18 protein-coding genes are annotated in these 19,193 nt (G+C 64.8%); 7 read left to right on the top strand and 11 right to left on the bottom strand.

Features of this window, described 5'->3' with window-relative positions; all coding sequences use genetic code 11:
- The first annotated feature begins 111 nt into the window (after positions 1-111).
- The gene (locus JZY91_RS01645) at positions 112-729 is read left to right on the top strand and encodes a hypothetical protein (RefSeq protein ID WP_234948261.1); all 618 of its coding nucleotides are present in this window, start codon (positions 112-114) and stop codon (positions 727-729) included.
- Positions 730-736: 7 nt separating this feature from the next.
- On the opposite strand, the gene JZY91_RS01640 is transcribed toward JZY91_RS01645, so the two are convergent.
- On the bottom strand, positions 737-2,287 hold the full coding sequence (locus JZY91_RS01640; RefSeq protein ID WP_234948260.1) for a DNA polymerase Y family protein: 1,551 nt from the start codon (positions 2,285-2,287) through the stop codon (positions 737-739).
- Positions 2,284-3,054 carry a hypothetical protein gene (locus tag JZY91_RS01635; protein ID WP_234948259.1) on the bottom strand — a complete coding sequence of 257 codons (771 nt, stop codon included), beginning with the start codon at positions 3,052-3,054 and terminating at the stop codon, positions 2,284-2,286. The genes JZY91_RS01640 and JZY91_RS01635 overlap by 4 nt, the downstream gene beginning before the upstream one ends.
- Positions 3,055-3,375: 321 nt before the next feature.
- On the opposite strand from JZY91_RS01635, the gene JZY91_RS01630 reads away from it, so the two are divergent.
- The 3 genes from JZY91_RS01630 (at position 3,376) to JZY91_RS01620 (ending at position 5,446) form a co-directional block, all read left to right on the top strand.
- Complete coding sequence (locus tag JZY91_RS01630) at positions 3,376-4,494, top strand: XRE family transcriptional regulator (RefSeq protein ID WP_234948258.1); 1,119 nt, start codon at positions 3,376-3,378, stop codon at positions 4,492-4,494.
- Between the two features lie 2 nt (positions 4,495-4,496).
- A complete protein-coding gene (locus tag JZY91_RS01625) occupies positions 4,497-4,961 on the top strand; it encodes a DUF4411 family protein (RefSeq protein WP_234948257.1) in 465 nt (154 codons plus the stop codon).
- A 65-nt stretch (positions 4,962-5,026) separates the two neighbouring features.
- Positions 5,027-5,446 carry a hypothetical protein gene (locus JZY91_RS01620; RefSeq protein WP_234948256.1) on the top strand — a complete coding sequence of 140 codons (420 nt, stop codon included), beginning with the start codon at positions 5,027-5,029 and terminating at the stop codon, positions 5,444-5,446.
- A gap of 77 nt (positions 5,447-5,523) precedes the next feature.
- On the opposite strand, the gene JZY91_RS01615 is transcribed toward JZY91_RS01620, so the two are convergent.
- From JZY91_RS01615 to JZY91_RS01605, 3 genes are all read right to left on the bottom strand, one after another.
- Positions 5,524-6,930, bottom strand: a complete 1,407-nt coding sequence (locus JZY91_RS01615) for an RNA-binding domain-containing protein (protein ID WP_234948255.1) — start codon at positions 6,928-6,930, stop codon at positions 5,524-5,526.
- A gap of 146 nt (positions 6,931-7,076) precedes the next feature.
- Positions 7,077-7,730, bottom strand: a complete 654-nt coding sequence (locus JZY91_RS01610; protein WP_234948254.1) for a response regulator transcription factor — start codon at positions 7,728-7,730, stop codon at positions 7,077-7,079.
- A 10-nt stretch (positions 7,731-7,740) separates the two neighbouring features.
- The gene (locus JZY91_RS01605) at positions 7,741-9,066 is read right to left on the bottom strand and encodes a PspC domain-containing protein (protein ID WP_370639234.1); all 1,326 of its coding nucleotides are present in this window, start codon (positions 9,064-9,066) and stop codon (positions 7,741-7,743) included.
- On the opposite strand from JZY91_RS01605, the gene JZY91_RS01600 reads away from it, so the two are divergent.
- On the top strand, positions 9,065-10,129 hold the full coding sequence (locus JZY91_RS01600; protein ID WP_234948253.1) for a PspC domain-containing protein: 1,065 nt from the start codon (positions 9,065-9,067) through the stop codon (positions 10,127-10,129). The two genes, JZY91_RS01605 and JZY91_RS01600, sit on opposite strands and share 2 nt — an antisense overlap.
- A 7-nt stretch (positions 10,130-10,136) precedes the next feature.
- Here JZY91_RS01600 and guaA read toward each other — a convergent pair whose 3' ends face one another.
- The 3 genes from guaA to guaB all read right to left on the bottom strand — a co-directional run bounded on the left by guaA (position 10,137) and on the right by guaB (position 14,566).
- Complete coding sequence (gene guaA, locus JZY91_RS01595) at positions 10,137-11,690, bottom strand: glutamine-hydrolyzing GMP synthase (RefSeq protein ID WP_234948252.1); 1,554 nt, start codon at positions 11,688-11,690, stop codon at positions 10,137-10,139.
- Between the two features lie 161 nt (positions 11,691-11,851).
- A complete protein-coding gene (locus JZY91_RS01590; RefSeq protein ID WP_234948251.1) occupies positions 11,852-13,009 on the bottom strand; it encodes a GuaB3 family IMP dehydrogenase-related protein in 1,158 nt (385 codons plus the stop codon).
- Between the two features lie 33 nt (positions 13,010-13,042).
- On the bottom strand, positions 13,043-14,566 hold the full coding sequence (guaB, locus tag JZY91_RS01585) for an IMP dehydrogenase (RefSeq protein ID WP_234948250.1): 1,524 nt from the start codon (positions 14,564-14,566) through the stop codon (positions 13,043-13,045).
- Positions 14,567-14,721: 155 nt separating this feature from the next.
- On the opposite strand from guaB, the gene JZY91_RS01580 reads away from it, so the two are divergent.
- Positions 14,722-15,102 carry a DUF5319 domain-containing protein gene (locus JZY91_RS01580; RefSeq protein ID WP_234949010.1) on the top strand — a complete coding sequence of 127 codons (381 nt, stop codon included), beginning with the start codon at positions 14,722-14,724 and terminating at the stop codon, positions 15,100-15,102.
- A 51-nt stretch (positions 15,103-15,153) separates the two neighbouring features.
- Here JZY91_RS01580 and JZY91_RS01575 read toward each other — a convergent pair whose 3' ends face one another.
- Positions 15,154-16,167 (bottom strand): hypothetical protein, encoded by a 1,014-nt coding sequence (locus JZY91_RS01575; protein ID WP_234948249.1) that lies wholly within the window; start codon positions 16,165-16,167, stop codon positions 15,154-15,156.
- Positions 16,164-16,748, bottom strand: coding sequence for a sigma-70 family RNA polymerase sigma factor (locus tag JZY91_RS01570; RefSeq protein ID WP_234948248.1), 585 nt, complete (start codon positions 16,746-16,748; stop codon positions 16,164-16,166). The genes JZY91_RS01575 and JZY91_RS01570 overlap by 4 nt, the downstream gene beginning before the upstream one ends.
- 409 nt (positions 16,749-17,157) lie before the next feature.
- Here JZY91_RS01570 and JZY91_RS01565 point away from each other — a divergent pair, with 409 nt between their 5' ends.
- Positions 17,158-17,469, top strand: a complete 312-nt coding sequence (locus tag JZY91_RS01565; protein ID WP_234948247.1) for a WhiB family transcriptional regulator — start codon at positions 17,158-17,160, stop codon at positions 17,467-17,469.
- Between the two features lie 107 nt (positions 17,470-17,576).
- On the opposite strand, the gene groL is transcribed toward JZY91_RS01565, so the two are convergent.
- Positions 17,577-19,181 carry a chaperonin GroEL gene (gene groL / locus JZY91_RS01560; RefSeq protein ID WP_234948246.1) on the bottom strand — a complete coding sequence of 535 codons (1,605 nt, stop codon included), beginning with the start codon at positions 19,179-19,181 and terminating at the stop codon, positions 17,577-17,579.
- Positions 19,182-19,193 lie beyond the last annotated feature (12 nt).

Here is a 19,193-nt window from a genome sequence, read left to right as displayed (position 1 = left end):
GACCGCGGCTGAGTCACCATCCCGCATACGTGGGCTAACGGTTTGGTAACCATTCCGGTTTTGCCCGCTCACGGTTTTGCCCACCCCGGGCCCGTGGATACGTTGAATTGGATGAGTACACCACACGCACCCGGTAGCCGGCGCGCCCCGCGCTGGGCGGTCGCTGTGCTTGCCGCGGCGGCTTTGGTGACCGTCGGCTGCTCGGTTGCGGGCCCCGGCGCGGGTGGGCAAAACAGTGCGGCACCTCTCTTGGCTGCGCTGCCGGGTGCATCAACGACTGTGCTGCAGCCACTGGGCACGGCGGACCCTTCGCCGAAAACGCAACGGCCGTCCGAACCGGCGCTGCTGGCCGTGGCCGGTGTGCGCGTGGGCAACCACCAGGGCTTCGACCGCGTGGTGGTGGACCTCGAGGGCGACGGGGATCCGGGCTGGTACGTGGCCTACACCTCCGCCCCCATGGTGGGCACCACTGGTCGCGCGCTAGCAGTGAGCGGCAACGCGTTTCTGAACATCAACGTGGACGGCACCGTCCCGCCCGCGGAGCTCAACCTCGAAGGCCCGGTCACGGTGGACCGCAGCGGCGCCACCGGCAACGTGGTGGAGGCTGTTCCGGCCGGCACGTTTGACGGCCGCAGCCAGATTGTTGTGGGCCTGCGCTCCGAGGCGCCATATTCGGTGCAGGTGCTCGAGGACCCGAAGCGCCTTGTCATTGACATCGTGCAGAAGTAGCAGCACGCTAATACACTGCCTCCACGCGCCAGCTGCGGCGCGACCACACCAAGAGCCAGCCGGTGATTTCCCCCTCCGGCCCACCCAAGCGGCCCACTACTTGCATGCGCGCCAAACGGTTCCGGTTCGCCTCGCTCGCCCACCAGCCTTCGTCCACCGGCCACGGCCCGGCCCACCCGGTGACCAGGTATTTCTTGTCACCCCACGCCAGGGCGTACGGCTCCCCAGCTAATAACACCTCGGCGGTGACGATGACGGGTTTTCCGGAAGCGTCGATAAGCATGACGCGCGACGCGGGGTGGTCGATGCCTCCGCCCAGCCGTGCGGGCAGTGGTGCGGGGATGGCCCCCGGCCAGCTCTTTGCCTCCACGGGCGCGGCGGCTTCGCCGAAGGGCACGAGCTGGATGCGCTCCGCCACCCCGCGCCCGCCCACCATGCGCGGCTGGAGCACCGCGTCGATGCCCAGCTGGGACTGCACGCGCTCCACTACCCGCCGCGCGCCGTCCGTGGAGGCGCCGTCGGCCCACAGCTCTCCCACCGCATCCGGTTCCGTAAGCTCCAGCGGCTCCAAAATCAGCGAGGTGATCGCGCCCGCGCCGCCGGAGGTGAGCCAGCCGTCCAGCTGCCAGCGCACACGGTCCGCGGTGGCGGATTCCGTCAGCGCCTCCCGTGTGCGCCACACGCGCTCCACGCGCTGGCCGGCCTCCAGCTCGGCGACGACCTTCAGCCGCAGGCAGTTGCGCCCCGCCTCTTTCAGCCGCTCGTGCAGGCTGGCGGCCAGCGCGCGGGCGGCGAAGGCGGCGGCGTCCACGCGCTCGATCGGATCCTCCGGCGTGATTGCCACCGCCAGGTCCGCCACCGGCAGCTCCGGGGCCACCCGCCTGTCCGGCGCGGCCGCGGCGATGCGGTGCACGTGCGCCCCGTGCGCGCCGAACCGCGTAGTCATGGCCGCGGGCGGGATGGCCGCCAGCTCGCCGAGCGTGGTAATGCCCAGCTGCCCAAGCGTCTTCACCGTCTCCGCATCCGCCCCCAGCGCCGTCTCCGCGATGAGCACGGTCAGCGGCTGGGTGGCCAGGTACGCCGCCGACCCACCCGGTGCGACCACCTGCCCGCTGCGCGCCGCGATGACGGCGGTGGCAATCTCATCCGCCGCGCCCGCCAGGGTGTCAATGCCGCGCCGCGCCGCCGCATCCACCAGCATCTCCAGCGCCACGTCCTCCCCGCCGTGGAACGCGCCCGCCGCAGCCAGGTCCGCCACCACCAGGCCGGGGCGCAGCACCTCCACCGAGGCGGCGACATCATCCAAACTGCTGGCCAGCGACGCGAACATCCGCCCGTCCCGGTCCGGGTTCGCGTCAATCACCGTCAGCTCCGGCGCCGCAGCCTGCGCGTGCCGCACCCGCATCCCGCGCCTGATCCCCGCCGCGCGCGCCGCCTGCGAGCACACCACTACCCGGTGCTGCGCGGCGATCACCAGCGGTTCTTGCACCTCATCGTCCAGCTCCAGCTTCGCCGCCTGCACCGGCCAGTCCGGGAACCACAGGGCCGCGACTCTCACGGCACTGCCCTGAGCTTAGGATGCTTTTCGACGTTCCCTTCTTCCACGCCCGTTTGTTCCACCCCGTGGCCCAACGTGACCGTGGCGGAGGCCGGGCGCATACCTTTGCGCTCCGCACGCACCCGCATGTCGATGCCGGTGATGCGTCCCGTGCCCCGGCCGATGCCGTGGAAGGCGGTGATGGTGCCGCTCACCGCCAGCGCCGGCGACGGCACCGCCACGTTCACACAGGCCAGCGCCGCGTTGCCTTTGCGCAGGCGGGCCAAGAGCGGACGGGCGCGCACGGGCGTGAGCTCCAGCGGCACGCGGGCGCGCAGCACCACCAGGTCCAGCCCCTCTGCTAACACACCCGCGACCGCGAGGTCCTCGATCCCCGGCTCCGGCACCGCGATCACGCGCTCCAACCCTTCTGCGTCTATGGCTGCGTAGGACAGCTCGGGCCAGCCGACCACGCCTACGCGCCCGCCCGCTTCCACTGTCTGCGCGATCAGCTCCACCACCAGCGCCGGGGTGTCGCTGACGTGGGTCACCGCTTGGCGGGGTAGCCCGCCATTCGGCAGGATGAGCGAAAGCGGGCCACCTATTGCGAGCGTGCCGGCATCCTCCACCGGGCGGTGCGCGACCTCTCCGCCCAGCGCGGCCATTTGGGCGCGCAGCTGCGCAATCTGGTCTGCACGATGCTGTACAGCAGGCTGGCCTGCTGCTTCATGCGCCCCCGCGACCTCCTCCGGGAGCGCCGCGAGTGCTCGAATAGATGTTCCACTCACGGCAATGAGTATGCCCCGCACGCCGGAGGCGAGCAAGCATAAAGGTCGAACAGGCTTTCTAAACCGGTCCTACTGCCCAACCTCCACAAGGTCTTGTTGAGCCGGATCGTAGATGTAGTTGACGATATCGCCAGACATAATCAGATCCACTGCGTGATCGATGACGAGCAGAGGGACTAGGAACCACTCGTTTGTACTCACTGAGCCACCAACGGCGTCCACAGCACCGCGCGCCGTGTTCGAAAGTTGCAGACCGAGGTTTGGGCGCTTGAGTAGGCTTTAAGCACTAAAAGTTTTAGTTTCAGCGGAGAGGAGGCTGGCATGGATCGCGCACCGATCGAGGCGGCAACACTCACTTGGGCACGCGAGGTATCGGGGCTAAGCGTTGAACAGCTGGCCGCTGCAATCCAAGTGAAGCCTGAGCAAGTCATCGCTTTTGAGGAAGGCAGTCTCGCTCCGACAATGAAGCAACTGATCAAAGTTGCGAAGAAGCTGGACCGCACCCCGGCGTTCTTCTTCATGCCCCCGCCAGAGGCGCCGGACATCCCCGAAACCGTTGACTTCCGGCAGTCTCCCGAGCACGACGGGCTCGACGCCCCCATGACAAAAGCCTTGCGCCGCGCTGAGCGGTACCGCGAGATCATGCTGGAGTATGGAGATACGGAGGGTAGTCGTTTGCGACTACCGGGGCCTTTTAGACGCGACAACGTTGCGCAGGCCGCCGAAGAGATGCGCCAGCTCTTGGGGCTCGATCCTGAATTCACCCCAGCTGGACCTGCTAAAGATGCAGGGTTTCGCTTCTGGCGTCAGCTGATCGAGTCCAACGGTGTCATCGTTTTCCAGACCTCCGACGTGGAGCGAGGTCAGTTTCGAGGGCTCTCTGTTTACTACGACGTTCTGCCAATAATCTTACTGAACGGTAAAGACAGCTCTGCCGGAAAGAGTTTCACCCTGTTCCACGAAGTGGCCCACCTCATCAACAGGTCCAGCGGATTGTGCCTACTCGAAGAACAGTCTATTGAAGAAGCCTTGGCCAATTCCTTCTCTGCTCATTTCCTTATGCCGGAGGAGGCGGTGCGGAATCATCTGTCCGAGCCTTCCAACGATGTTATCGGCGAGATAGCGACGAAATTCAAGGTAAGCCGCGTAGCTGCCGCAATAAGATTGAAGAATCTTGGCTACCTGAGCGAGCGCGAGGTTCAGAAGGAGAAGAGTGCAAGCGACGCAGCCTGGAAAGCGGACCGTGAGAAGCTCCGCAGCCAAGACTCTGGGCCGGCATATTGGAGGGTCCGCTATCGAGACCTCGGCGCTACGTATGTAGGAACCATCGCCCGCGCTCTTGAAGAGGAGCGGATAAGTGTCCTGGACGCAAGCTACTTCCTAGATGCACGGGTGCCAGTTGTTGACCAGATGATCCGCCACTATGAGCAGAGCGAGTAAATATGACCTCGTACACACTGGATACGAACATATTGATTGGTCTCGCCCGGTTATACCCTCGTGAACACTTCGAATCCCTGTGGATGAGGATTGAGGAGCTAGTTGTCGCAGGGAGATGTTGCGTCCGCACCATGGTTGCTGAGGAAGTCAAGCGCGGCTCTGATGATCTTCTCGCGTGGACCACGTCACTTGACGGATTCGTGCATGACCACGTCTCTGAAGAATTTGAGACGGTGCGGCAAATCAACACGGCTCACCCAGGCTGGGTCATTGCGCAAAAGAACGCCGCAGACCCGTTTGTGATCGCCCACGCGAAGGTTGAATCCTCGGTGATTGTGAGCAATGAGAAGCGGAAGGGCGCCGGAACTCAGGACCACAACCTCAGCATCCCGAATGCCGCTGATGAGCATGGAGTGGAGTGCATCAATTTCTTCGATCTCCTTCGCGCAGAGAACTGGAGGTTCTAACCAGCTCAGCGGTTAAGACGATTTGGGCCGGTCAGTAGGGGGCCAGCCTGGTAACGTCCCAGGCCATGTTCCCCTCCGATATCCGCAATCGCCCCACTCCAGTCCCCACCCCGCTGGCGGTGCGGCTCGGCGGATCACTCGGCGCGGCACTGTCGGTGGCCATCATGGTTTCGCAGGTGCCGCTGACCGCGAAGGTGCCTATCGCGCTCCTCGCGGTCGCCTTCACCATCGCGCTCTCGCTCGCCCATCCTTACCGCGCGGAGATGCGGAACTATGCGCGCAGGAAGGGTGTTGAGGCGGAGTTCAAAGTGCCGTCGATAAGCATGCTGCTCCCGCTCATGGGCTGGTGGCTGCTGCTCATGCTTGCGCCGCTGGCGCACTGGCCAGTGTGGGGCGTGGTGCTGACGTTCGTGGGTGTGCTGGCGGCGGCGTGGGTGCTGTTCCCGCACGTCGACGGGTCCCGCCGCCTTGCGTACGCCAGATAAACCAGATTTACTAGAAAGGCTTTCTAGTAGGATGATTTCTGCAGGCCAGGGGCTTGAAAGTAGTTTCTAGCTTGTTTCTAGTAGCTTTCGAGCTGCCGCAGCGGGCCCTCCAAGTACCAGACTGCCCGGGGATCGCGCGGGCCGTTACCCCGCCAGTGAACAAGTCCGGCATCGCGCAGCCCTTGCAGCGCGCGCCTCACAGGAGGATTAGAAAGCCCAAGCACCTCGGCCACTTCACCTGTGGACATTGGTCTACCACTTGCCGAGAGGGCAGACAGCGCATCGGACGCGCGCGGTGGCAGTTTTTCCAGCACCTTGGGGTCAAGACGCTGCACCGCTTTCAGGGTGAGGATCACGCTGCCACTTGTCTGCCGATATTCGGGATCAGCGAAGCCAACTCGGCGCATGCCAGCGAACATGCGTCGAATTCCCTCTCCGAGTTCTTGACCGATCCGGAGCTCTGCAGTCACTCTGGCGATAAGGGGATTGCGGGCAAATCGGGCAATCGATTCCGGCTGCGTGGGGTCTACCAAGCCAGGGAAACGACCAGGACTCGAAATTTCAATACGCCCCGGATAGATCTCAAAGCGGATGTGGTCGCCTGCGACGCTGTACGAGCGGTGGATGACCGCATTGACCAAACCCTCCAGCCACACATCATGAGGAATGAGATCCTCATCCTCAAAAAGGCCTTTACTGGTTAGACGGCGCACCTTGGGCAACATTTCCCTGATGGCCTCCTGCGCCTGAAAAATTTGCTGTGGCAGCGGCCCATCAAATCGCTCATCCGCTGTGAGCTGCTGGAGGTGCCCAGGAAGTCGCTCATCCTCCCCGAAGCGAAGCACCCGAATATGTGCATTGGGGAAGAATTCCTGCGGATTGTGCCCAAAAAGCAGAATTGCAGCAGTTCGCGGAACGCCGTCGCGACTTACCAAGTTCCGTGCCTTTAAAGCATCCATCGGTGATGATGAGCCAATCGCAGCCGCATAAGCCTCGACCAACTCCATATCGAGATCCGCCATCTGGGCACGGGGCGGAACAGTGGCATCAAATTGCTGCTCACCCTTCGTATACCGCAGTTCCAAGATGTCGTCTGCACTAAGCTGCCGTGTCTCATCACCCACCCGCAGATAGCACTCACCAGACTTCATGTAGTGCACCCATTCACTGGGCAAGACATGAAAGAGGTAGACCTGTCGCTCCTCGTCCACCTTGAAAACCTCAATATCCACCCGAACGGTTGGGTCCGTGTGGTCAAGAGCTGTCTGGCGCAGACGATTATCCTGGTCCGCCGTCGGCCGACCATCGAAGGTTCGGTTCGTGATGCCAACTACAATCACGCCGCCCTCGGCGTTTGCCATACCCACTACGGTTTTCGCCAAGTCTTTCGGCTGAATGCGGAATGACTTGCGCTCGAACCACTGATCCTCCGGAAGCGTGAGTAGCAGCTGCGGATCCGCGCGGTAGTTGGGAGCATCCTTCATGACTTAGATTCTACTAGAAAGGCTTTCTAGTAGAATGATTACCGCAGGTCAGAAGCTTAGAAACTGTTTCTAGCTTGTTTCTAGTAGCTTTCGAGCTCTGATCCGGGCTCTGATTCGAGCTCCGTTTCCAGCCTTGCAGCAAGCCCCTAATCCAGATCCCGGTCCGCGGCCCAGCGCGTGAGCTGGTGCCTATTCGACGTCTGCGTTTTGCGCAAAATGTTGGACGCGTGCGTCTCCACCGTCTTCACCGAGATGAACAGCTGCTGGCCAATCTCCTTGTAGGTGTAGCCGCGGGCAAGCAGGCGCAGCACCTCAAGCTCGCGGCGCGTGAGCGCGTCCACAACCGGGTCCTCCACCTTCTCCGGCTCGCCCTCCGGGTCCTCCACCACCCCGCCGGCGGCGAAGGCGTCGAGCACGAACCCGGCCAGGCGGGGTGAGAAATAGGCGTCCCCGCCGTGGACGCGCTGCACAGCCTCGGCGAGTTCGGGGCCGTCGATGGACTTGGTCACGTACCCGCGGGCACCTGCGCGGATGAGGGCGATCACGTCCTCGGCGGCGTCGGACACGCTGAGCGCCAGGTACTGCGGCCCCGGAGCTTGGCGCAGCACAGCCAACCCGCCGCCGTCCGGCATGTGGACGTCAAGCAACACAACGTCGGGAAGCGTGGCTCCGATGCCCTGCACCGCCTCGGCGACGCTGCCTGCCTCGCCCACGATCTCGATGCCCTCCGCGCTGCCCAGCTCGGCGCGCACGCCGGCGCGGAAGACGGAGTGATCGTCGACGAGAAAGACGCGGGTCATGCCCACCAGGCTAGCGCGGCGGGGCGGGCACGGTCAGTTCCACCTCGGTGCCCTCGCCCGGCGCGGAGGTGATTCGCGCAGTGCCGCCGGCGCGCTCCATGCGGCCGAAAATGGAGTCTCGCACGCCATGGCGGTCCTCCGGCACCGCGTCCACGTCAAAGCCCGCACCACGGTCGCGCACAAATACCGTGAGTTCGCCGGCGAGGTGCTCCGCGTACACGTCGATGCGCTCCACGCCAGCGTGTTTCGCGGCGTTGACCATCGCCTCGCGCGCGGCCAGCACCAGCGGCTCGGTCGAGGCATCGAACGCCACGTCTTCGCCCACCGTCACCGGGCCAATGACCACGCCGAACATGTCCTCCACCTCGCCGGCGGCCTTCTGCACCGCGGCAAATACGGTGGTGGCGCTGTCGCCCGTTGGTTTCTCAGAAGCGTCGAAAAGCCAAGCCCGAAGCTCGCGCTCCTGCCCGCGCGCGAGGCGCGCAACCTCCTCCGGGTTGTCCGCCTGCTTCTGAATCAGCGCGAGCGTCTGCAGCACCGAATCATGCAGGCGCGACGCAATCTCCGTGCGCTGATCCGCCACAGCCTTCGCCTCCCGCTCCGCCACCAGCGAGGACGCCAGCTTGGCAATCAACGGCACCACCAGCACCGCCACGCCGAATACCGTGACCAGCACGCTCACCACCACGCCCGTAATCCCGGCGTTCTCCCCCATCAGTGCAATGGCGAGCACGCCACCCATCACAAGCAACACACCCACCGCCAGCGCGGCATAGTTCGCCACCGACCCGGTACCGCGGTCATACGCCTGCAGCGCAATCACCGCACCCACAATCAGCAGACCCAGGACAAACACCACCGTGCCGCCCACGCCGCTGGTCACCTGCAGCGCCACCAGCGCCCCCACAAACCCCACCGCTACCAGCACAATGTTGAGGGCACTTCGCTTTTCGACGTTCGATTTCTCCGCCTGCTTCTCCTCCAGCGGCGTGAGCATCCACAGCCCCGCATAGAGCAGGGGCCCCAAACCGCCGGCGAAGCTGGCGATGACGAAGAACACGCGGACCCACAGCACCGGGATCTGGAGGTGCTGCGCCAGGCCCGATGCCACGCCGGCGACAACGCGCAGCGAACGGCTGCGGCGCAGGCGCGGGTACAGCGGCTCGGGGCGCGCCGCGGCGTAGGGCGCAGGGGAACTCATAGTTGTCCATCGTCGCACGCGCCCGGCACCAACCGCATCGGGGACAACCCTGATCTCGGGGCCAATGCTTATCGACGAAAGTTCAGGGCCGATCCCCATACCCATTCCCACCCAATCGCCGGACAATGGAGCCATGGAAACGAACAACACCTTCGGCGACACCGTCCGCCAGATGTGGGCCACCCGCCCGCCCCGCATCCCGAAAGATCAGGGCGGCAAGGCTGTGGTCGCGGGCGTGTGCGAGGGCATCGGCGCCCGCTACCGCATCGACCCGGTGCTGGTGCGCCTAGTGTTTGTCGCGCTCACGCTTGTCATGGGCTGCGGCATTTTCCTTTACACCCTGTGCTGGATCACCATGCCGCGCTTCGGCATGACCACCACCCCGTGGGATTCCGCCCGCAAGCCGAAGTCCGAACTCAGCGAGGCCGCCCTAAAGGAGAAGTCCACCGGCTACGTGCTGGCGTTCATCATCGGCTTTGCCCTGTTGAACTGGTTTGCCAACATGGTCGGCGACGCCAACCCCGGTTACCAGATCGTCGGCATAGCTATCGCATTCGGCTGCTGGTACGGCCTGCACAACCGTATGCCGGAGCCGCCGGCCGGCTTGCTGGCCCGGCCGCAAGAGGAGACGGCCAACCCGGTGGATACCTCCCACCTCACCGTGCCGGAGGGGTATCCGCACCCGGGCGCTGGCGCGACTACCCCGCCGGCGTGGGACCCGCTGGGTGCCGCGCCTGAGCTGTGGCACCTGCCGGATCCGGGCCAGCCGCTGCCTGAGCCGGAGCCGGTGCGCTCGAAGAACCGCCCGTTGTGGTTCTGGATCCCGGTCGCACTCGCCCTCAGTGCCGCCACCCTGACGCTGCTCGCGGTCGCCGATCAAGGTGCGCGCACCCTCGGCACCAAGGCCATCACCGTCTACGACGCCGACGCACTCAACCCTGTACAAACCTTCGGCGGCGCCGTGACCGTGGATCTGCGGGAACTCTCCCCACTCGATGAAGAGGCCACCCTGGATATCAACAGCACCATCGGCACCATCGACATCAAGCTGCCGGAGAACATCCCGGTGGAGGTGCGGTGCGTGACCGACATGGGCGACGTCGCCTGCCCCAACAGCGTCCAGAACGCCGACGGTGACGGCAAGCTTCTGCGCATCAACGCGCACCAGCGCGTCGGCTCCATCACCGCGACGTACTAACGGCTGTTTACTCCCACTCGATAGTTCCCGGCGGCTTCGACGTCACGTCGAGCACCACGCGGTTGACCTCCGCCACCTCGTTGGTGATGCGGGTGGAGATGGTCTCCAGCACCTCGTACGGAACGCGCACCCAGTCCGCGGTCATCGCGTCCTCGGACGCAACCGGGCGCAGCACGATCGGGTGGCCGTAGGTGCGGCCGTCGCCTTGGACACCGACCGAGCGAACGTCGGCAAGCAGGACCACCGGGCACTGCCAGATCTGCTCGTCCAGGCCAGCGCGGGTGAACTCCTCGCGCGCGATGGCGTCGGCGTCGCGCAGCGTCTCTAGGCGCTCTTCCGTCACCTCGCCGATGATGCGGATACCCAAGCCCGGGCCCGGGAAAGGCTGGCGGTTGACAATGACCTCCGGCAGGCCAAGCTCGCGGCCAACGGCGCGGACCTCGTCCTTGAACAGGAGGCGCAGCGGCTCGACGAGCTCAAACTCCACGTCGTCCGGCAAGCCGCCCACGTTGTGGTGGCTCTTGATGTTCGCGGTGCCGGTGCCGCCGCCGGATTCCACCACGTCCGGGTACAGGGTGCCCTGCACCAGGAAGCCGACATCTTCGCCCTCCAGCACGGAAGCCACGGCGCGCTCGAAGGAGCGGATGAACTCCGCGCCGATGGCCTTGCGCTTCGCCTCCGGCTCGGTCACGCCGGCGAGCTTGTCCAGGAACGCCTTGCGCTCATCCACCGTCACCAACTTCGCGCCGGTGGCGGCCACAAAGTCCTTCTCCACCTGCTCGCGCTCGCCCTTCCGCAGCAAACCGTGGTCCACGAAGACGCAGGTGAGGCGGTCGCCGATCGCGCGCTGCACCAGCGCAGCCGCTACAGCAGAGTCCACACCGCCGGACAGGCCGCAGATCGCGTGGCCATCGCCCACCTGCTCGCGCACCTGCTCCACCAGCTGGTCCGCGATGTTGGACGCGGTCCAGTTCTGCTCCAGGCCCGCCACCTCAGTGAGGAAACGGGTGAGTACCTGCTGGCCGTGCGGGGAGTGCATCACCTCCGGGTGGTACTGCACACCGGCGAAGCGGCGCTCCAGGTTCTCAAAAGCAGCGACCGGCGCGCCAGGGGTCGACGCGGTCACGGTGAATCCTGCTGGCGCCTCAGTTACCGAGTCCCCGTGGGACATCCAGACCGGGTGATCGTGGTCAATCCCAGCGTGCAACACGCCGCCTTCCACGTGCATCTGGGTGCGGCCGTACTCGCGGGCACCAGTCTTGGCAACGGTGCCGCCGAGCGACTGCGTCATCACCTGGAAGCCGTAGCAAATGCCGAAAATCGGCAAGCCCAGGGAGAAAATCTCCGGGTCGAGCTGCGGAGCGCCCGCCTCATATACGGACGACGGACCACCGGAGAGCACAAGGGCCACCGGATCTTTCTCCTTCAGCTCGGCCGCGGTGATGGTGGAGGGCACGACCTCGGAGTAGACGTTCGCCTCGCGCACGCGGCGCGCGATCAGCTGCGCGTACTGCGCGCCGAAATCGACGACCAGAACAGGACGGATTTGGGGGGTAGTCACGCGTTAAATAGTAGCCCAGTGGTGGACAATACCCACCGTGACCGCCAACACCGCCGCCCCTGCGCCAACCAGCGCTCCACCGCTCGGCGCCGTCCTCTGCATGCTGGAAGCACGAAAGGCGGCGCGAAAGAGCGCCGCCTCACCCGCGAAAAGTTGATGGACTAGAAGTTGGTGACCACCAAGTCCGCCTTCTGGAACTGCTTCAGGTCCGTGTAGCCGCACTTGGCCATGATCCTGCGCAGGCCACCGACCAGGTTCAGCCCGCCATCCGGCTCGCTGGACGGACCCTCGAGCACCACATGCAAAGGTTGGCGGGAATCATAGGGGTTCGATGAAACGGTGCCACGGGGAAAGCGCGGGTGCGCCGCCTGCGGTTCCCAGTACGTGCCGCTCGCCGGTGCTTCGTGAGCGCGAGCAAGCGGCCTGCCCACCATGACAGCGTCTGCGCCACACGCCAGCGCCACCGCGATTTCGCTTGCGGTGTATACCTCTGCATCCGCGACCACGTGAACGTAGCGTCCCTCAGTCTCGTCCAGGTAGGCGCGACGCGCCGCCGCCACGTCGGCGATAGCAGTCGCCAACGGCACACCCAAAGCGTGGCTACCGGTCGCCCCGGAGCCCACAATCACACCCGCAACACCCGCGCGCATGAGGTGGGTCGCCGTGGCGTAGTCAAAGACGCCGCCGGCAATCACGGGCACGTCAAGCGTGCCGACGAATTCCTTCAAGTTCAGCGGCTCCCCGCCCTCCTGGACGTGTTCCGCCGACACAATGGAGCCCTGAATGAACAAGATCTCCGCGCCAGCGGCAATGACCACGGGGGCAAGCTCACGGGCGTTCTGCGCACTCACGCGGACCGCGACAGTGACGCCGGAATCACGCACCTGCTGAATGCGCTCGGTGAGCAGATCGCGGTCCAGCTCGTCCGCGTGCAGCTTCTGCAGGGCGCTGGTGGCGTTGGCGAACGAGTCCCGGTAGGCCTTGAAATCTTCGTCGTCCCGCGGGAACATCGGCGACTCCGCTGCCTCCACAACCTGCGCAATCGCACCTTCCAAATCTGCCTGGCGGCCCCACAGCCCCTCCGCATCGATCACGCCGAGGCCGCCCAGCTTGCCCATTTCAATGACAAACTCGGGGCTGGCCAGCGCATCCGTCGGGTGGGACAGCAGCGGCAGGTCAAAGCTGTAGGCATCGAAGTGCCACGTGGTGTCCACCAGCTTCGACGAGCGGGTGCGGCGCTTCGGCACCACAGCAATGTCGCTCAAGTCGTAGGCCTTGCGGGCCTCGCGCCCAATGCCAATTTCAACGTATTCGCGCATGGATCCTTCCTTACGTCGACAAGCACCCAGCTCTTAGCCGCGGTAGTTCGGTGCCTCGACGGTCTGGGTGATGTCGTGCGGGTGGCTCTCACGCAGACCAGCGGTAGTGATCTGGACGAACTGCTTCGTCTGCAGCTCCTCGATGGAAGCGGAACCGGTGTAGCCCATCGCAGCGCGCAGGCCGCCCACGATCTGGTGGGTGATGGCGTCTAGCTCGCCGCGGTAGGGCACGCGCCCCTCGATGCCCTCCGGCACGAGCTTTTCTTCGCTTGCCACGTCCGCCTGGAAGTAGCGGTCCTTGGAGAAGGAGCGCTTCTCACCCGTGAGGCCGCGGCCCTGCATCGCGCCCATGGAGCCCATACCGCGGTAGCGCTTGTACTGCTTGCCGCCGACGACGACGATGTCGCCCGGCGCCTCAGCCGTACCAGCCAGCATGGAGCCGAGCATCACGGAGGATGCACCAGCTGCCAGCGCCTTTGCCACGTCACCGGAGTGCTGCATGCCGCCGTCAGCGATCACCGGCACGCCCGCCTTGTGGGCGGGCACGGATGCCTCGAGGATCGCGGTGATCTGGGGCGCACCCACACCAGCAACCACGCGGGTGGTGCAGATGGAGCCCGGGCCGATACCAACCTTGATGGCGTCCGCGCCAGCGTCGATCATCGCCTGCGCGGCGGAACGGGTGGCCAAGTTGCCGCCGATCACGTCGACGCGGTCGCCGAAGTCCTGCTTCACGCGGGACACCATCTCCAGCACGCGGTTGTTGTGCGCGTGGGCAGAGTCCACCACAAGCGCGTTCACACCGGCCTCAACCAGCAGGCCAGCGCGGTCGTACGAATCTTCGCCGGTGCCGACACCAGCCGCAACGAGCAGGCGGCCCGCGTCATCCTTCGACGCATTCGGGTACTGCTCGCTCTTCACAAAGTCCTTCACCGTGATCAGGCCGGCGAGGGTGCCGTCCTTGGACACGATGGGAAGCTTCTCCACCTTATTGGCGGACAGGAGCGCGAGCGCGTCCTCCTTGCTCACGCCCTCTTCCGCCACGACGAGCGGCATCGGCGTCATAACCTCGGCAACCTTGCGGTCGAAGTTCGGCTCGAAGCGCATGTCGCGGTTGGTGATAATGCCCACGAGGCGACCCGCATCGTCCACCACCGGCAGACCGGAGATGTGGAAGCGCCCGCACAGTGCGTCCACGTCGCGGATGGTCATGTCCGGCGTTGCGGTGACCGGGTTAGTCACCATGCCGGACTCGGAGCGCTTCACAATATCGACCTGTTCCGCCTGCTCCTGCGCGCTCAGGTTACGGTGCAGCACGCCGATACCGCCCTGGCGAGCCATAGCGATGGCCATCCGGGATTCCGTCACGGTATCCATCGCGGCAGACGCGATGGGGATACCAAGCTGGATGTTGCGGGTGAACTGGGTGCGCGTGTTCACCTCGTTCGGCACAATGTGGGACTCCGCGGGCAGCAGCAGCACATCGTCGAACGTCAGGCCGCGCAACACCACCTTGTCCGGATAGTCCCCACCTGTGAGAACTCGCTCGATTGCCATGGGCAGTGTCTCCTCTCCCGCGCTGTGCCCGCGAAATACGGGGCCCAAATGGGCCGGATATAGCTTTCGCCCATGATATACCGCGCGCGGTAGTTGAACGAAGGTGCGTGCGATGGCCACGGGTGGTCTTGGGCGCGTGCTAGGTGCCGACTACCATTACGGGCGTGAACTACGACGACATGATGCCCTTGGACCCGTTTGCGGACGACCCGAACGACCCGGCATCGTTCATCGAGGACGACGAGGTTCCTGAGCCCCTGTCCGCTCGCGAGCGCGTCGAAGTGATCCAGGACTTGGGATACGTGCGCGACTGTATGCGTCGCCTGAGGCCGCGCGGCATCCTCGGCATCTACTTCCAGTGCGAAGACTGCGAGGAATTGCATTATTACGACTGGGAAATCATGGAGCAGAACATGCTCGCGTCCCTGCGCGGCGAACTGCCCCCGGTCCATGAGCCCAGCGCGAGCCCTAACGTTGAGGCGTACGTGCCGTGGGATTACGCAATGGGCTACCTGGACGGCTTAGACGCCCGCTAACCCTGCCGCTGAGAGCCCTACGCGGAGAGATCCCGCAGGGGCAGCGGAGTACTAGCCGTTCTCGCGCGACACAACCTGCGGCACCGCGCCGCCCTGGGCACCGCCCTCGGACGAGCCCGGCTCAACCACCGACGGCTGCACACCTGGGTTCTCCGGCTGCGGTTGCGGCTGGGGCTGCACTACTGGCGACGACTGCGAGAGCTGCGACGGCCGCGCTGACTGCCCCGGCTCAATCGGCTGGGCCGGCTGTGCTGGCTGCGCGCTCGGCTCCACCCGCACGCTGCTAGGCTGCTGCGCCGGACGAGACTGCTGCGCAGGCTGGGACGGCTGCGCCGGCTGCGGATTCTGGCCCGGTGCCACCGGTGCCGCAGGCTCCGGGTTCTGGGCAGGTTGCGTCGGCTCCTGAGGCCCGTGCGCGGGTGCGTTGGGGTTCGGTGTCGCCGTCACGGTCACCGTGACAGTGCGTGTCACAGCATTGTCTACAGCCGTTGCCGGTGCGCCATCACCGCTGGAGGATGCAACCGGCTTCATAGAATCAACCAGCTCGCGTGCCTGGTGCAGCAAGGCGGCGAAGTAGTCAGCATCGCCTTCCTGGCTTGCCACCTCCAGCTGCTCCAGCGTAGAGGCAAGTTCCACCGCAGCGGTGCGGTCCCCGAACACGGAGGATGCCACACCCCACAGCGGGGAGGATGGGGTGGCGTTGTACAGCACCGCACCGGACCCGGCAACCACAACGGTTGCCGCAGCAGCACCGATCAAGCCGGAAACCCAGGGGTTCACACCGCGGCGGCGAGACCGTTCCACGTCGAGCGAGACCACACGCGACGGCTCCTGCGCAGGAGCAGTGGACGTAGTCTCGTGCTGCGGGAAGGCAACCAGTGGCGCACCCGGCATCGGCCGCTCAATATCTGCCTTGAGGTCCAGCAGCATCCGAGCCAGCGGGTCCTTGCCGGAGGATGGGTCTTGGCCACGAGCGAGTGCGTCGAGGAACGCATCATCCTGCGCGACGGGGGCGAACTGGGTGGTCGCATCTTCCCCATGCGGCATCTCGGCGCGGCGTGTCATGTCAGTTGGTCCTGTTCTTGAAGAGCCTGGCGCAGCTTAGCTATCGCGCGGTGCTGGGCAACCCTGACCGCTCCGGGCGTTGAGCCCACAGCTTCAGCCGTTTCCTCCGCAGATAGCCCGACAAACACCCTGAGAATGATGATGTCGCGCGCCTTTTCACCCAGTACATCGAGTAACTCGCGGATTTGGTTACTTCCATCCAATTCAAGTGCGGCATCCTCGGGCGTGTGGCCCGGTGCAACCGAATCCGGGACGTCCTCGATTGGGCTCAGCTTGTCCCGGAACATCGCCCGATGAGCATCCGCCACTTTGTTGAACGCAATGCCATACACAAAGGCCATGAATGGTTTTCCCATGTCCGTGTACTTGTGAATTGAGGTGGCAACGGCGAGACAGATCTCCTGCGAGACATCCTCAGCGGTGGGGGTGCGCCCGCCGCCTATGCGGGCGCGGGTGTAGCGCAGTACCGGCGGGTGGATCAGCTTGATCACACGCCCGAGGGCGCGTTCATCGCCCTCGACGGCAAGAGGCACGATCCGCGCTAGCTCGTGCTCGAGCTCCGCCTTGTCCGGCTCCGTCACAGCACCCTCCTCTCCAACCGCTTATCTATCCGTTTATCTATCGCAGTGCGCTTATTGTTCTACGGCTTCTCAGGGCACGATACCGCCGAAATGATGATCATACCAACGATTTCCGGTCTACCAGCGGGTACGTGGAGCTGAAGCCCGGCCACCCCCATAATCACACCCGTTGCCCCGCAGGAAGAAATTCACCCATTGGTAACCTTAAGTGAATTCCCAGCTTGAGGGCGCTTTTTCGCGGCATCCTCACACCAATCAAGCTCCCGGCAACCGCCAGGACACCCGGTGTTCACTCAGGGTGACCACACTGCCCTTTCGGTACGGAGCGCGGTCCCCGCGCATCGGCCACGACGTAGAGCAATGTGGCGCGTCGGCGCCGCTGAGGCACACTGAAGGAGCTTTTATCACCATGTCGCTGCCGCACCTGCTTCCTGGACCGAACGCTGATTTTTGGGATTGGCAGCTGCACAGCGCCTGCCGCGGCGAAGCCTCGGAGGTGTTCTACCACCCGGACGGGGAGCGTGGCCGCGCCCGCACCCAGCGCGAGAACCGCGCAAAGGCAATCTGCTACTCCTGCCCGGTCCTGTCCCAGTGCCGCGAGCACGCCCTGCGCGTCGCAGAGCCGTACGGCATCTGGGGCGGTATGAGCGAGTCCGAGCGCCAGGCCATCCTCCGCGGTGCCCACGGCGGCATGAAGGTCGCCGCCGCTTCCGCAAAGTAGGGGCTTTCCGCTTAACGACGAAACAAAGCCCCATCCACTCCCGCACACCGCGTGCGGAAGATTGGATGGGGCTTAAGCTGTGGCGCAAACAGCGCCCAGCCGAATTTTTAGTGCGCGTGGCCGGCTTCGTCTTCTTCCTCCGGCTTGGTCACCACAGATGCCTCGGTGGTCAGCACCATGCGGGCCACGGAAGCGGCGTTGACCACAGCAGAGTGGGTCACCTTCACCGGGTCGATGATGCCCTGCTCGATGAGGTTGCCGTACTCCAGCGTGGCGGCGTTGAAGCCTTCGCCGTTGCCCATCTCGGCAATCTTGGACACCACGACAGCGCCGTCCAGGCCAGCGTTTTCCGCAATCCAGTAAGCGGGCTTGGTCAGCGCGCGGGCGACGGCCAAGACACCGGTCTTCTGCTCACCCTCGAAACCCTGGGCAAATTCCTCGAGCTCCTTGGAGATCTGCACGAGCGCAGAGCCGCCGCCGGCGATGATGCCTTCCTGCACCGCAGCGCGTGCGGCGTTGATCGCATCCTCGACGCGCAGCTTGCGCTCATTCATCTCCGTCTCGGTGGGCGCGCCGACCTTGAGCACGGCCACGCCGCCGGACAGCTTGGCCAGACGCTCCTCGGTCTTCTCCTTGTCCCAGGTGGAGTCGGTGGCCTCGATTTCGCGGCGCAGCTGCTCGCGGCGCTCCTCGACCGCCTCGGCGGTGCCGGCACCGTCCACAATCACCGTGTCGTCCTTGGTGACAGTGATTCGGCGGGCAGCACCCAGGTGCTCCAGGGTGGCGTCCTTGAGGTTGATGCCAACCTCCGGGTCAATCACAGTTGCGGCGGTGACCACAGCCAGGTCATCCATGAAGCCCTTGCGGCGCTCACCGAAGTACGGGGACTTCACGGCGACAACCTTGAGGGTCTTGCGCAGCGTGTTCACCACCAGGGTCTGCAGCGGCTCGCCCTCAACGTCTTCGGCGATGACAAGCAGCGGCACAGATTCGGTTGCTACCTGCTCCAGCAGCGGCAGGAAGTCCGGCAGCGAAGAGATCTTGCCGCGCACCAGCAGCACGCGCGCGTTCTCCAGCACTGCCTGGCCCGCGTCCGGGTCGGTGACAAAGTACGGGGACAGGAAGCCCTTGTCAAAGGAGATGCCCTCCGTAATGTCCACGAAAGAGTCGATGGACTGGGATTCCTCGACGGTCAGCACACCGTCCTTGCCCACCTTGTCCATCGCGCCAGACACCATCTCGCCCACCTGCGGATCGCGGGAAGACACAGTGGCAACGTTGGCAATTTCGGTGGAGGAAGACACCGGGGTAGCGCGTGCCTTGAGCTCTTCGACAGCCTTCTCGGCGGCCGCGGCGATGCCCTTGTTCAGCTCAATCGGGTTTGCGCCGGCAGCAACGTTGCGCAGGCCCTCCGCAACCAGCGCCTGAGCGAGCAGCGTCGCGGTGGTCGTGCCATCGCCGGCAATGTCGTTGGTCTTGACTGCGACTGACTTGACCAGCTGGGCACCGAGGTTCTCGAACGGATCCTCAAGGTCGATGTCGCGGGCGATGGTGACACCGTCGTTGGTCACCGTCGGGCCGCCCCAAGCCTTGGTCAGCACGACGTTGCGGCCGCGGGGGCCGAGGGTGACCTTGACCGCGTCGGCAAGAATGTCCACGCCGCGCTGGATGCCCTCGCGGGCCTCCTGGTCAAATGCAATGAGTTTTGCCATTGGTGGCGTACT

Origin of the sequence: Corynebacterium sp. CNCTC7651 (genome assembly GCF_021496665.1) — a bacterium.
Classification (GTDB): domain Bacteria; phylum Actinomycetota; class Actinomycetes; order Mycobacteriales; family Mycobacteriaceae; genus Corynebacterium.
The sequence above is the reverse complement of the archived record's forward strand: the minus strand, read 5'-3'. Positions and strand labels throughout refer to the sequence as shown.

Bases quoted from the DNA above. Each gene is read 5' to 3' on its own strand.
- JZY91_RS01615 (WP_234948255.1), bottom strand. From the start codon at position 6,930: ATGAAGGATGCTCCCAACTACCGCGCGGATCCGCAGCTGCTACTCACG.
- JZY91_RS01600 (WP_234948253.1), top strand. From the start codon at position 9,065: ATGGAAACGAACAACACCTTCGGCGACACCGTCCGCCAGATGTGGGCC.
- JZY91_RS01630 (WP_234948258.1), top strand. From the start codon at position 3,376: ATGGATCGCGCACCGATCGAGGCGGCAACACTCACTTGGGCACGCGAG.
- JZY91_RS01590 (WP_234948251.1), bottom strand. From the start codon at position 13,009: ATGCGCGAATACGTTGAAATTGGCATTGGGCGCGAGGCCCGCAAGGCC.
- groL (WP_234948246.1), bottom strand. From the start codon at position 19,181: ATGGCAAAACTCATTGCATTTGACCAGGAGGCCCGCGAGGGCATCCAG.
- JZY91_RS01575 (WP_234948249.1), bottom strand. From the start codon at position 16,167: ATGACACGCCGCGCCGAGATGCCGCATGGGGAAGATGCGACCACCCAG.
- JZY91_RS01565 (WP_234948247.1), top strand. From the start codon at position 17,158: ATGTCGCTGCCGCACCTGCTTCCTGGACCGAACGCTGATTTTTGGGAT.
- JZY91_RS01645 (WP_234948261.1), top strand. From the start codon at position 112: ATGAGTACACCACACGCACCCGGTAGCCGGCGCGCCCCGCGCTGGGCG.
- JZY91_RS01620 (WP_234948256.1), top strand. From the start codon at position 5,027: ATGTTCCCCTCCGATATCCGCAATCGCCCCACTCCAGTCCCCACCCCG.
- JZY91_RS01610 (WP_234948254.1), bottom strand. From the start codon at position 7,730: ATGACCCGCGTCTTTCTCGTCGACGATCACTCCGTCTTCCGCGCCGGC.
- JZY91_RS01605 (WP_370639234.1), bottom strand. From the start codon at position 9,066: ATGGCTCCATTGTCCGGCGATTGGGTGGGAATGGGTATGGGGATCGGC.
- JZY91_RS01625 (WP_234948257.1), top strand. From the start codon at position 4,497: ATGACCTCGTACACACTGGATACGAACATATTGATTGGTCTCGCCCGG.
- guaB (WP_234948250.1), bottom strand. From the start codon at position 14,566: ATGGCAATCGAGCGAGTTCTCACAGGTGGGGACTATCCGGACAAGGTG.